Annotated in this window: 12 protein-coding genes; 9 read left to right on the top strand and 3 right to left on the bottom strand. The window is 74.1% G+C overall.

Features of this window, described 5'->3' with window-relative positions; translation table 11 throughout:
- The first annotated feature begins 493 nt into the window (after nucleotides 1-493).
- The 9 genes from ACZ6JT_RS22185 (at nucleotide 494) to ACZ6JT_RS22145 (ending at nucleotide 9,415) form a co-directional block, all read left to right on the top strand.
- Complete coding sequence (locus ACZ6JT_RS22185) at nucleotides 494-670, top strand: CsbD family protein (protein ID WP_365473584.1); 177 nt, start codon at nucleotides 494-496, stop codon at nucleotides 668-670.
- Nucleotides 671-912: 242 nt separating this feature from the next.
- A complete protein-coding gene (locus ACZ6JT_RS22180; RefSeq protein WP_469212114.1) occupies nucleotides 913-1,284 on the top strand; it encodes a PRC-barrel domain-containing protein in 372 nt (123 codons plus the stop codon).
- A 153-nt stretch (nucleotides 1,285-1,437) separates the two neighbouring features.
- Nucleotides 1,438-1,593: a DUF6131 family protein gene (locus ACZ6JT_RS22175; protein ID WP_469212112.1), complete on the top strand. Its 156-nt coding sequence runs from the start codon at nucleotides 1,438-1,440 to the stop codon at nucleotides 1,591-1,593.
- A 114-nt stretch (nucleotides 1,594-1,707) separates the two neighbouring features.
- Nucleotides 1,708-2,190 (top strand): ATP-binding protein, encoded by a 483-nt coding sequence (locus ACZ6JT_RS22170; protein ID WP_469212111.1) that lies wholly within the window; start codon nucleotides 1,708-1,710, stop codon nucleotides 2,188-2,190.
- 10 nt (nucleotides 2,191-2,200) lie between these two features.
- Nucleotides 2,201-2,809 carry a VanZ family protein gene (locus ACZ6JT_RS22165; protein WP_469212109.1) on the top strand — a complete coding sequence of 203 codons (609 nt, stop codon included), beginning with the start codon at nucleotides 2,201-2,203 and terminating at the stop codon, nucleotides 2,807-2,809.
- A gap of 162 nt (nucleotides 2,810-2,971) precedes the next feature.
- Nucleotides 2,972-5,608 carry a class III lanthionine synthetase LanKC gene (gene lanKC, locus ACZ6JT_RS22160; RefSeq protein WP_469212563.1) on the top strand — a complete coding sequence of 879 codons (2,637 nt, stop codon included), beginning with the start codon at nucleotides 2,972-2,974 and terminating at the stop codon, nucleotides 5,606-5,608.
- A complete protein-coding gene (locus tag ACZ6JT_RS22155) occupies nucleotides 5,605-5,739 on the top strand; it encodes a SapB/AmfS family lanthipeptide (RefSeq protein ID WP_388838814.1) in 135 nt (44 codons plus the stop codon). Before lanKC ends, ACZ6JT_RS22155 begins: the two co-directional genes overlap by 4 nt.
- A gap of 68 nt (nucleotides 5,740-5,807) precedes the next feature.
- Nucleotides 5,808-7,628, top strand: coding sequence for an ATP-binding cassette domain-containing protein (locus ACZ6JT_RS22150; protein WP_469212107.1), 1,821 nt, complete (start codon nucleotides 5,808-5,810; stop codon nucleotides 7,626-7,628).
- Complete coding sequence (locus tag ACZ6JT_RS22145; RefSeq protein WP_469212105.1) at nucleotides 7,625-9,415, top strand: ATP-binding cassette domain-containing protein; 1,791 nt, start codon at nucleotides 7,625-7,627, stop codon at nucleotides 9,413-9,415. The genes ACZ6JT_RS22150 and ACZ6JT_RS22145 overlap by 4 nt, the downstream gene beginning before the upstream one ends.
- Nucleotides 9,416-9,447: 32 nt before the next feature.
- On the opposite strand, the gene ACZ6JT_RS22140 is transcribed toward ACZ6JT_RS22145, so the two are convergent.
- The 3 genes from ACZ6JT_RS22140 to ACZ6JT_RS22130 form a co-directional block, all read right to left on the bottom strand.
- Nucleotides 9,448-10,056 carry a response regulator transcription factor gene (locus ACZ6JT_RS22140; protein WP_469212104.1) on the bottom strand — a complete coding sequence of 203 codons (609 nt, stop codon included), beginning with the start codon at nucleotides 10,054-10,056 and terminating at the stop codon, nucleotides 9,448-9,450.
- A gap of 193 nt (nucleotides 10,057-10,249) precedes the next feature.
- The gene (locus ACZ6JT_RS22135; RefSeq protein WP_469212103.1) at nucleotides 10,250-10,699 is read right to left on the bottom strand and encodes an SRPBCC family protein; all 450 of its coding nucleotides are present in this window, start codon (nucleotides 10,697-10,699) and stop codon (nucleotides 10,250-10,252) included.
- Nucleotides 10,700-10,816: 117 nt separating this feature from the next.
- Entirely contained in the window at nucleotides 10,817-11,479 is a 663-nt protein-coding gene (locus ACZ6JT_RS22130) for a DUF4230 domain-containing protein (RefSeq protein WP_469212102.1), read from the bottom strand.
- Nucleotides 11,480-11,502: the final 23 nt, after the last annotated feature.

Genomic DNA, 11,502 nt, shown 5'->3' with positions numbered 1-11,502 from the left:
CCTCGAGCATGCCACGGCTGTACCCCGCGTGCGCCCAGGTGGCGAGGCCCGGCGGCAGTCCCGGCGCGCGGGCCCGGAAGTGGTCGCCGCCGTCCCCGCTTGAGGTGCGTGCGACGGGGCAGGCGCCAGGGGCGCCCGCTCGGCAGGACCGGCCGGCGAGGCCACGCAAGCCAAGGAACACGAGGTGAACCCCATGGACTGGACCACCGAACCGGAACCCGAAGGCCCCGGGCCCACGCCGGGCAGTCCGGATCCGGTGCCGCGCGATCCGGTGCCCCGCGAGCCGGCCCACCCGAGTCCCGGCCCCAAGCCCCGTGATCCCGATCCGGATCCCGACCGGCCCACGCCCGGCGAGCCGCCCGCGGTGCCTGAACCCCCGGACTGAGGGCGCCGACGCCACCCGTATTCACCAGGGAATTACGGCACGAATTGCGGAGTGCCTGCGGCGGAAGCAAGGTGGGCAGCACCCCTTCCAGAAAGGAACCACCCCGTCATGAGCAAGGCAAAGGGCAAGGCCAAGCAGGTCAAGGGCAAGATCAAGGAGAGCGCCGGCAGTGCCATGGACGACAAGGGCATGCAGGCGGAAGGCAGTGCCGAGCGGATGAGCGGCAAGGCGGAGGACATGACGGCGAAGGCCTCGGACAAGATGAAGGGCACGCGCAAGTCCTGACCCGCCTCCCGACCCGTTCCACGTACGGAGTGCCCCGCCGGGCCGCGGCCCGGCGGGGCACTCGCGCGCACGCGCATTCCGGTGCATCGCGCACTCCGGCGAACGCGGTCCCGTGAATGATGCGCCGGGGCCGGGGCAACCGAGTCCGGGCGGGGCACCGACGCCACCGCGTACGCCATCGAAGAGGGCGGGACGGCAGGAAGACCTCGTCGTCCCCTGTCCGTCGGAGGAGTTGTTTTCGCGTGACCGAACATGTGTGGACCTACCGGCCGGCCTCCGGCCACCTGGCCGGTGCCGATCTGACCGGCTACAAGGTCGAGGCGACCGACGGCGAGATCGGCAAGGTCGACAAGCACTCCCACGAGGCCGGTGACGCCTACCTGGTCGTCGACACCGGTGTGTGGATCTTCGGCAAGGAGGTCCTGCTCCCGGCGAGCACCGTGATCCGGATCGACGCGGACGAGGAGAAGGTCTACGTCGACGGCACCAAGGAGCAGATCAGGAACGCCCCGGAATTCCACCGGGACACGCACCTGGGCGACGTCGACTACCGCGAGGCGCTCGGCACGTACTACTACTCGGCCGGCGGCCCCCTCGGCCGCCGCCCGGCCTGACGCGCCACCTGAATGGGTCCGGAGCAGTCGAGTTCGGGCCCATTTCCGTGCCCTCCGACCCGTTCGTATCCGAAATTCGAGGGCAGACGCGATCCGAGAGGCCACGGCGGTTCCCATTGTTCCGCCGAATTCCCAACGCGAACGAGGGGCATCATGATTCTCGTCGGACTTATTCTCCTGCTCGTGGGATTCCTGACCGGAATTTCCATCCTGTGGACCATCGGAGTCATCCTGCTCGTGGTGGGGGCGGTGCTGTGGGTCCTGGGTTCGGTCGGGCACGCGGTCGGCGGTCGGCGCCATTACTGGTAGCCGGCCGGCCCCGGGCCGGACGCGGGAAGCGGCCGGTCCGGGGCGGGTCCGTGGACGGGGCGGCACGGCTCCGTCCGACACAGACAGCAGCTCGACGGTCGGGGTGAGGCCACAGTGGACACGACGGGAACAGCCGCCGGCGAAACCCGGCGTACGGGAGTGCCGGTCACCGGGCAGCGGCGCCGGCTCGCGCTGCGCAGTGTCCGGGGCGCGGTCGGCAAGGGCCGCGACTTCACCCGTCAGACCCTGCGGGACTGGGGCTGGGACCGCGGCGACACCGCCGAGGACGCCCTGCTCGTCGTGTCCGAGCTGGTGACCAACGCGGCGTTGCACGCCCGTGGTTGCCACGAGCTCGTACTGACCGCCGGTGACACCCTGCGCATCGACGTGCTCGACGGCGCGACGGCGCTGCCACGCCGCCGAGCCGTCTCCCGGCCGGGTGTCCCCGGCGGCCACGGCCTGCACATCGTGCAGCGGCTGTCCGACCGGTGGGGTTCCTACGTCCACGGGACCGGCAAGGTCGTCTGGGCGGAGTTCGAGGCCTCCCGGCTGGCGGACCGTCAGCCGGACGCGCGTAGCGCGCCGTTCGCCGGGTAAGCGCGCCCGCATGACATGGAGTGGAGCGCCGCGCGGTGAGCAGGCGGAGGAAGCGGCCGTACCGGTCTCCGGGGGGCGGCGCCGTCCGGCGCACCCCGCCGTCCGGGCACTGGCCATGGTGGCGGCCTTCGCCGGCACCGTCGCCTTCAGTGTGGTCCTGGCCCGGCTGACGCTGGAACCGTCCGCCGCCTCGGCGGCCCTCGTCCACAGCAACGTCCATCCCGGCCGCTCGATCAGGGCCTACCTCGACGGGGCCTCGACCATCGAGGCGGTGCGCCAGCTGGGCGGGAACCTCCTGCTGGGCCTGCCCTTCGGCGTGCTCCTGCCCGTCCTGCTGCCCCCGGCCCGAGGGCTGTTGCGGGTCGCCGTCGTGACGGTGTGCCTCATGACCCTGGTGGAGCTCACCCAGGGGGCCCTCGTCACCGGCCGCGTCTTCGACATCGACGACGTCATCCTCAACACGGCCGGAGCGCTCCTCGGGTACCTGCTGATCGGCCGCCGGCTGGGCCGTGCCGTGCACCCGCGCCGCAGGCACTGGTGGCACCGCCTGCCCCACCTCCGCCTGCCCCGCCGCCGCCCTGTCGTGCGCGGGACGGCGACGGAGCCGCGCGACAAGTGACGCGTGAGCCGCCCGACTTGTGAGCCCCTACTTGTGAGCCCCGACGCGTGAGCCCTGACTTGTGACTCATGAGTACTGCACACCCCATCGGTGACAGCGGTGACTGTCGCGGCGTCCGCCGGGCGTGACACCTTCGGTCTGCCGCCGACCGAGGGAGCAGGTGTGAACAAGGGGTACGCAGCCTTCTGCGACACGGACCGCTGGTTCTACGACGCGCCGTACCGGCGAGCCGGTGAGAACTACGCGGCGGCTGACGCCCCCGTCCCGGCGGGGTGGCGCTCGCACCGCAGCGGCGACTGGTTCGCCCTGCGTCCCGTCCACGCCGAACTGCCCTCACAGGGCTGGAAGATCCACGTGTCGGCCACGCTCGACAACGCCGAGTCGATCCTGACGACGGTGTACGAGTACTGCACCGCCCGGGACATCGCCTTCAAGTTCATACCCAGCCGGTACCTGCTGCACCTGCGCAACGCCAAGTACGCCGACCGCGCCGCGAGCGGGAAGTTCGTCACCGTCTACCCGGCCGACGAGCAGCAGTGCCACCGGATCGCGGAGGACCTCGACGCCGCGCTGGCGGGGGCGGCCGGCCCGTACATCCTCAGCGACCTGCGGTGGGGCGCCGGACCGGTGCACCTGCGCTACGGCAGCTTCACCCTGCGGCACTGCTACGACGAGCACGGCGAACTGGTCCCGGCGATCGAGGCCCCCGACGGGCGGCTCGTACCGGACCGGCGCGGGCCCGCCTTCCAGCCGCCCGAGTGGCTCGAACTGCCCGGCTTCCTGGAGCCGCACCTCGCCGCGCGCTCCGCGGTCACCCTGACCGACATCCCCTTCACGGTGGAGCGGGCGCTGCACTTCTCCAACGGCGGCGGGGTCTACGTCGGCAAGGACAGCCGCACCGGCGAGTCCGTGGTCCTCAAGGAGGCCCGGCCGTACGCGGGCCTCGCGGCCGACGGCGCCGACGCCGTGACCCGGCTGCACCGCGAACGGGCCGCACTGGAACGGCTGGCGGGCCTGGACTGCGTCCCGGCGGTCCGCGGCACCTTCACCGTCGGCGACCACCACTTCCTGGTGCTGGAACACCTCGCCGGAAAACCGCTCAACACCTACTTCGCCCGACGCCACCCCCTCATCGAGGCGGATCCCGACCCCGCGGAGCTGGCCTCGTACACCGAGTGGGCCCTCACCATCCACCGGCGGGTCACCGAGGCCGTCGACGCCGTGCACGCCCGCGGCGTGGTCTTCAACGACCTCCACCTCTTCAACATCATGGTCGCGGAGGACGAGAGCGGCGAACCCACCGTCGCCCTCCTGGACTTCGAAGCCGCCGCGCACGTCGACGAGGGACTGCGGCAGACCGTGGCCAACCCGGCCTTCGTCGCCCCGGCCGAGCGGCGCGGGTTCTCCGTGGACCGCTACGCCCTCGCCTGCCTGCGGCTCGCCCTGTTCCTCCCCCTGACCAGCCTGCTCGTCCTGGACCGGGCGAAGGCCGTGCACCTGGCCGCCGTCGCCGCCGAGCAGTTCCCCGTACCGCGGCGGTTCCTCGACGAGGCCGTCGAGGAGATCCTGTCCGGCGTCCCGCAGGGAACCCCCGGCGGGCGCCTGCCCGCACCGGCAGGACCGTACCTGCCCGTCGAGCCGGGGCAATGGCCGGCCGCCCGTACGTCGATGACCGCGGCGCTGCGGGCGAGCGCCACCCCGGAACGCGAGGACCGCATCGTGCCGGGCGACATCGCCCAGTTCGCGGCCGCCGGCGGGGGCGTCGGCTTCGGCCACGGGATCGCCGGAGTGCTCCACGCCCTCGCCGAGACCGGTGCCGGACCCTGGCCCGAAGCCGAGGAATGGCTGCTCGAGCGGACCGCGCAACCCGCCTCCGGCACCCCGCTCGGCTTCTACGACGGTCTGGCCGGCACGGCCTGGACGCTGCACCGGCTCGGACACCACGACCGCGCCCTCGCCCTCGTCGACCTGCTGCTGGACCAGCCCTGGGAGAGCGCGGGCCCCGACCTGCACAGCGGACTGGCCGGCATCGGCCTGGCCCTGGACGCGCTCGGCACCGCCACCGGCGACAGCGGGCTGCACACCGCCGCCCTGCGCTGCGCCGAACTGACCGTCCGGCCGGAGCGGCGGCCGCGGCGCGCGGGGCTGCTGTACGGCAACTCCGGCACCGCCCTGCTCCTCGTACGGCTCTACGAGCGCACCGGCGACAAGGAACTGCTGGTCCAGGCCGCCGAAGCGCTCCACCGCGACCTCGACCGCTGCGTCACCAGCGCGTTCGGCACCCTCCAGGTGAACGAGGGCTGGCGCACGATGCCGTACCTCGGCGAGGGCAGCGTCGGCATCGGCATGGTGCTCGACGACTGGCTGGAGCACGGCCCGGACGAGCGCTTCGAGCAGGCCCGGCGCGAGATCGTACGGGCGGCGCAGGCGACCTTCTACGCCCAGCCCGGGCTGCTGCGCGGCGCCGCCGGGATGATCCTGCACCTGGCCCGGACCACCACACCCGGCCCGGGCACCGGGCCCGGCGCCATCGCCCGCCAGATCGACGCACTGGCCCGGCACGCCGTGCCGTACCAGGGGCATCTGGCCTTCCCCGGCGAGCAGATGATGCGGCTGTCCATGGACCTCGCCACGGGCACGGCCGGCGCGCTCCTTGCCCTCGGCAGCGCCGCGCCCGGCGGGCGCGCGCACCTGCCGTTCCTCCCGCCGCTGCGCGAGCGCGCGGCGGCCCCCAAGCCGGTCCCGTCCGGGGCCGTGACCCATCGCACCACCTCAGAGAAGAAGAGGAACCTGACATGACGCTTCTTGACCTGCAGTCGATGGAGACCCCGAAGGAAGAGACCACCGAGGCCGCGCTGACCGGTGGCGGCAGCCGGGCCAGTCTGCTGCTCTGCGGGGACAGCAGCCTGAGCCTCACGACCTGTAACTGACCCAGGTCACCTCGGGCCCGGGCGGTTCGCCGCCCGGGCCCGCACCACATCCCTGGAGGCATCCGCCGATGAGCCCTCCCGACGCGGTGCCCGACGCGGTGCCCGACGCGGCAGCCGACCCGGCGCGGGAGCCGTCCGTGGGACGCACCGCGGACCGGACGCTCGTGGCGGCGGCCCGGCACAGCGGCGGTCGCACCGCCGCCGTCCTCGGATGCGCCGTGACGGCCGCCGCGGCGGCCCTCGCCGAGCCCGCCGTCCTCGGCCACACCCTCGACCTGCTGCTCCGCCGCGACCCGTCGGGCCCCGCCTGGACGCTGCTGTGCGCCGCGGTCATCGTGGCGGAGGTGGCCCTGGACGCCGTCGCCGCCCGGCTGAGCGGCGAGGTGGACGGCCGTTCCACCGCCCGGCTGCGCAGGCTCGCCCTCGCCGGGCTGCTGCGGACGGCCCCGCACCACGCGGCCCGCCACGCGCCCGGCGAAACCGCCGCCCGGCTGGCCGCGCACGCCGCCGAGGCCGGGAAGGTCCCGGCCGCCGTCGCGCACGCCCTCGCCGCACTGCTGCCGCCGCTCGGCGCGGTGGTCGCCCTCTTCCTCATCGACGTCTGGGCGGCGCTCGTCTTCCTCGCGGGAGTGCCGCTGCTGCTGCTCCTGCTGCGGGCCTTCACCCGCGACACCCGTACCAGCATCGCCCGCTACCAGCAGGTCCAGCTCGCGACCGCGGGCCGCCTCGTCGAGGCCCTCGCCGGAGCGCGCACGATCGCCGCCGCCGGCACCGTCGACCGCGAACGCGCCCGGATCCTCGCGCGGTTGCCCGAGCTCGGCACCGAGGGCAGGCGCATGTGGCAGGTCTACGGCGGCACCACGGCCCGGTCCGCGGCCCTCATGCCGATGCTCCTGTACGCGGTCCTCGCCGTCGGCGGCATCCGCCTGTCGGCCGGGGCCATCGGCGTCGGCGAACTCCTCGCCGTCCTGCGGTACGCCGGCCTCGCGGCCGGCATCGGCGCCGTCACGGGCGGGCTGGCGGCCGTGGTCCGCGGCCGGGCCGCCGCCCGCCGGACCGCCGACCTGCTGACGCTTCCCGTGCTCGGCCACGGCCGGGCGGAACTGCCGGACGGCGGCCCCGGCACCCTGGAACTGCGCGGGGTCCGGGTCGTACGGTCGGGCACGACGGTGCTGCACGACATCAGCCTGGTGGTCCCCGGAGGCTCCACCGTGGCGGTGGTGGGCCGCTCGGGCGCCGGCAAGACGCTCTTCGCCGCCGTGGCCGGCCGGCTCACCGACCCCGACGCGGGCGAGGTGCTGCTGGACGGCGTGCCCCTGCGGGAGCTGACCGCCGAAGCACTGCGCCACGAGGTCGGGCACGCCTTCGACCGGCCCGTGCTCCTCGGGGACACGATCGGCGAGGCGATCGGATGCGGCGCCGGTCCGGCCCCGGACCCCGAAGCGGTGCGCGCCGCGGCCCGTGCCGCCGGCGCCGACCCGTTCGTCCGGCGCCTGCCCCACGGCTACGGCACGCGCCTCGCCGACGCCCCCCTGTCCGGCGGGGAGGTCCAACGCCTGGGCCTGGCAAGGGCGTTCTGCCACGCGGGCCGGCTCCTCGTGCTGGACGACGCCACCTCCAGCCTCGACACCGTCACCGCCCGTGAGGTCGAGCGGGCGCTCGCCCACCGGGTCCGGCCCGGCACCCGGATCGTGGTCGCGCACCGCCTCTCGTCCGCGGTCCGCGCCGATCTCGTCGTATGGCTCGAGGAGGGACGGATGCGGGCGGCCGGCCCCCACGCCGAACTGTGGCGGGACGAACCCGCCTACCGGGCGGTGTTCGCCGCCGACGCGGGAGCCGCGGCGGACGGGGAAGGGGCGCCCGGACCGGTGCCGGAGGCGGCGCGTTGACCCCGGGCAAGAGCGAGAGCGAAGGCGAGGACTGGCGCCGCGTGGCCCCTGAGGGCCGGCGCTTCCTGCGCGGCCGCAAGCGCGCCGTGGGGCGGCTGGCGCTCTGGTCGCTCCTGGAGTCCGCGCACACCTTCCTCGGCGGCTACGGCGTCGCCCGCGCCCTCGACGACGGCTTCCTCGCCGGCCGCACCGCCACCGGTCTCGCGTGGCTGGCCGCGGCGGGAGCCGGAGCCCTGCTCGGCGGGTACGCGCTGCGCGGTGTGTTCGCCGCGCTCGCCGACCTCGTGGAGCCGCTGCGGGACGGCCTGGTCCGGCGGGCGGTGCGGCAGGCACTGGACCGCGCGGTCGCCGACCCGGTGCGCGCCCCCGACACGGGCGCGGTGTCCCGGCTGACCCAGCAGACGGAGATGGCCCGGGACTCCTTCGCGGGGCTGGTCCTGACGGTGCGTTCGTTCCTGTTCACCGCCGTGGGCGTCCTCGCGGGCATGGCGGCCCTGGCCCCCGTTCTGCTGCTGGTCGTGCTGCCCCCGCTGCTGCTGGGCGTGGCCGCCTTCCTGGCCACGCTGCGCCCCATGGCGTCCGCGCAACGCCGGTCCCTGGACACCGACGAGGCGCTGGCGGACCGGGTGGGGGCACTGGGGGAGGGCCTGCGTGACGTCGTGGCCTGCGGTGCGCAGGAGGCGGCGCGAGCCCGGGTGGAGCCGCTGATCGCCGCCCAGGAGCGGCTGGCGCGGACCCTCGCGCGCTGGGCGGCCGTGCGCACCCTGGCCCTGGCGACGGCGGGCCGGCTCCCGGTGATCGCGCTCCTCGCCGCGACGCCCTGGCTGCTCGGCCGGGGGATCACGGCCGGTACGCTGGCCGGCGGTGTCACGTACCTGGTGCAGGCGCTGCTGCCGGCTCTCAACTCGCTGATGACGGCGCTGGGTTCCGCCGGTACCCGGCTGGTGGTGGTCCTCGAACGCTTCTGTGACCCACCGCCGGGGCAGCCGGACGCTCACCGCGCGACGGAGCCGCGGGCGCCCGTCCACACCGGCCCGCGGACCGCCGCCGCGGCCGAGCTCCGGGACGTCACCTTCGCCTACGGGCCCGGTGCGGTCCCCGTACTCGACGCCCTCGACCTGGTGGTGCGGCCGGGGGAGCACCTCGCCGTGGTCGGGCCGAGCGGCATCGGCAAGTCGACGCTCACCGCGCTGCTCGCCGGAATGCTGTCACCCGACGCGGGATCGGTCCTCGTCGCCGGCGCGCCCGCCCGCCGCGACCGGGCCGCCACGGGGCCGGACCCGCGGCGGACCCTGCTGCCGCAGCAGGCCTACGTGTTCACCGGCACCGTGCGGGAGAACCTCACCCACCTGTCCCCGGATCCGGGTGCCCCGGGATCCGGGGACGCACCGGTGCGGCGCGCCATCAGCGCCCTGGGACTGGAGGAGCTGGTGGAGCGGCTGGGCGGCCTGGACGCCGAGGTGTCCCCCCGGCTGCTGTCCCGAGGGGAGTGCCAGCACCTCGCGCTCGCCGCCGCTTACCTCTCACCGGCCCCGCTGCTGCTGCTCGACGAGGCCACCTGCCACCTGGACCCGCGTACGGAGGACCGTGCGGAACGGGCCCTCGCGGAGCGTCCCGGCACCCTCGTCGTCGTGGCCCACCGGGTCTCGTCCGCGGCCCGCGCCGACCGGGTCCTCGTCCTCGACGGCACCCGGGCCGTGTGCGGTACGCACGCGGAACTCCCGGCGAGGTCGCCCCTGTACCGCGATCTCGTGGGCGGGTGGAACGGGACCGGGACGGACGAGTGAACGGCCGGCCGCCACCGCCGGGCGGCCGCGGATCACACCCAGCCGGCCCGCCGCGAGATGCGGATCGCGTCGATGAGGTTGCGCGCGCCGGTCTTGCGGGTCGCCGCGGCCATGTAGTTGCGCACCGTGCCGCTCGCCAGGTGCAGTGCACGGGCGATCTCGGCGATGGAATCGCCCTCCGCGGCCCGGGCCAGCACGCTGAGTTCCCGCGGGCTCAGCGGTAAGGGGTCGGCCTCCATGAAGGCGGAGGCCAGCGAGGCGTCGATGAACCGTTCCCCCGCGGCGACCTTCCGGACCGCCCGGACGAGCCGCCCCGGGGAGCCGTCCTTGTCGACGTAGCCGAGGGCCTCGGCCCGGAAGGCCCGGTGCAGGGAACCGGGAGCGCCGGTCGACGCGAGGACCAGGACCGGGGACGGGGACGCGAGGACCTGGCGGTCCGCGCGCCCGTCGTCGGCCAGGACGGCCGTGGTCCCCGGACAGTCGAGGTCGACGACCGTCACGTCTGGTCGCAGGGACTCGGCCTGCCGCACCGCGGTCCGCCAGCCCGCCGACGTGACGTCGAAGCGCCCTTCCGATCTGAGCAGGGCGGCCAGTGCCGACCTGACCAGGCTGACGCTGTGCAGGACGAGGACCTTCGTCATCAGTGCTCTCCTCGGTAGACGTACCAACGGCACCACGGGTGCCCCCGATCAGGGGTGATGGAACGTCACTGCGGGGGGCGGTCAGGGGCGCACGGACAACTTGGCCGAGATACCCGGGGAATCGGCTTCCCTTAGGCGGGTAACCCCCTTGAAGACGGGGCCGGTACGGCCCCGCCCGGTCCTTCGACAGAGATCAGATCTCGCCGCGCCAGGCTCCCGTCGCGACCCCGCGCGACTCGATGAACAGCTTGAACCGCTTCAGATCGCCCGTCACCTGACGCTTGACGAAGCCGAGCTTGTCGGCGGCCGTCTCGGCCAGACCGTCGGGCACCCAGTTCATGTGCAGGACGACCTTGGTGGTGGTCGCGTCGATCGGCTGGAATACGACCAGCCCGGCCTGGCGGGCCTCACCGTCGACCGTCACCCACGCGACGCGCCGGTCCGGGAGCTGCTCGGTGATCTGCGCGTCGAACTCCCGCTGCACGCCGTTCACGTTGGTCACCCAGTGGGTGAGCGTGTCCGTGCGCTGGTCGACGCGTTCGACCCCCTCCATGAAGGCGGGGAAGTCCTCGAACTGCGTCCACTGGTTGTAGGCCGTGCGTACCGGGACGTTGACCTCGACGTACTCCTCGACGTGCGACATGTGCACCTCTTCCGTGTGGTGGGCGGCCCCGCACCCTGGGGTGCGGGTCGTCCGTCAGGACGTCTTGGGGCGCGGCTACCCGGCCCGGACCGGAAAACGCCGCGGCCGGCGCACGATTCAGCCGTACGTCACCGCCACCTCGCGGAAGCCCAGGGAGCGCAGCAGACCCTCCAGCATCGACGTGGTGTTCTGCTCGGCGCGCTCGACGAGACCGCTGTCGCGGGCCGCTTCGTCGATGTGCTGCGCGGCGAGCTTCTGTACGGCCTGCTCGCCCGCGGGGTTGTCGGAGAACAGGTCGCCGAGCCGGTCCAGCAGGCCCCGCTGCTTCGACACCGCGTACGAGCGGGCCGGGTCGAGGGCGGCGGTGCCGAGCACCGCGTGCGGGAGCCGGATCGAGGCCTTGGTGCGGTCGCCGTTCACGGTGACGCTCCGCTCGTCGAGCCCGCCGAGGTCGACGTAGCCGCCGACGGTGCCGGCGCCCACGTACAGGGTGCGGGTGCCGCGGATCACGTCCGGCAGCAGCGCCGCGTCCTTCTCCAGGTCCACCACCACTTGGAAGGTGCCGACGGCGGCCTCGTAACGGTCCATGTCCTGGATCGACTTGAGCAGCGCGGGACCGGAGCGGTCCCGGGTGTCCTCGCCGAAGAGGCCGCCGAATCCCGGAACCAGGCTGAAGCGCTCCGTGAGCACGAGCAGCACCACGACCACCGTCAGACCGACGGCGATCCGCCGCCACCACGGGCGCCACGAGCCGCCCGGCCGAGCCGAAGAGGTTTCCATGCACCGCGGATACCCCGTGGAGG

This window comes from Streptomyces sp. NPDC046308 (assembly GCF_055588065.1).
This window is presented reverse-complemented; position numbering and strand designations above follow the sequence as displayed.

Bases quoted from the DNA above. Each gene is read 5' to 3' on its own strand.
- ACZ6JT_RS22155 (WP_388838814.1), top strand. From the start codon at position 5,605: ATGACGCTTCTTGACCTGCAGTCGATGGAGACCCCGAAGGAAGAGACC.
- ACZ6JT_RS22135 (WP_469212103.1), bottom strand. From the start codon at position 10,699: ATGTCGCACGTCGAGGAGTACGTCGAGGTCAACGTCCCGGTACGCACG.
- ACZ6JT_RS22175 (WP_469212112.1), top strand. From the start codon at position 1,438: ATGATTCTCGTCGGACTTATTCTCCTGCTCGTGGGATTCCTGACCGGA.
- ACZ6JT_RS22150 (WP_469212107.1), top strand. From the start codon at position 5,808: ATGAGCCCTCCCGACGCGGTGCCCGACGCGGTGCCCGACGCGGCAGCC.
- ACZ6JT_RS22130 (WP_469212102.1), bottom strand. From the start codon at position 11,479: ATGGAAACCTCTTCGGCTCGGCCGGGCGGCTCGTGGCGCCCGTGGTGG.
- ACZ6JT_RS22185 (WP_365473584.1), top strand. From the start codon at position 494: ATGAGCAAGGCAAAGGGCAAGGCCAAGCAGGTCAAGGGCAAGATCAAG.
- ACZ6JT_RS22165 (WP_469212109.1), top strand. From the start codon at position 2,201: ATGACATGGAGTGGAGCGCCGCGCGGTGAGCAGGCGGAGGAAGCGGCC.
- ACZ6JT_RS22140 (WP_469212104.1), bottom strand. From the start codon at position 10,056: ATGACGAAGGTCCTCGTCCTGCACAGCGTCAGCCTGGTCAGGTCGGCA.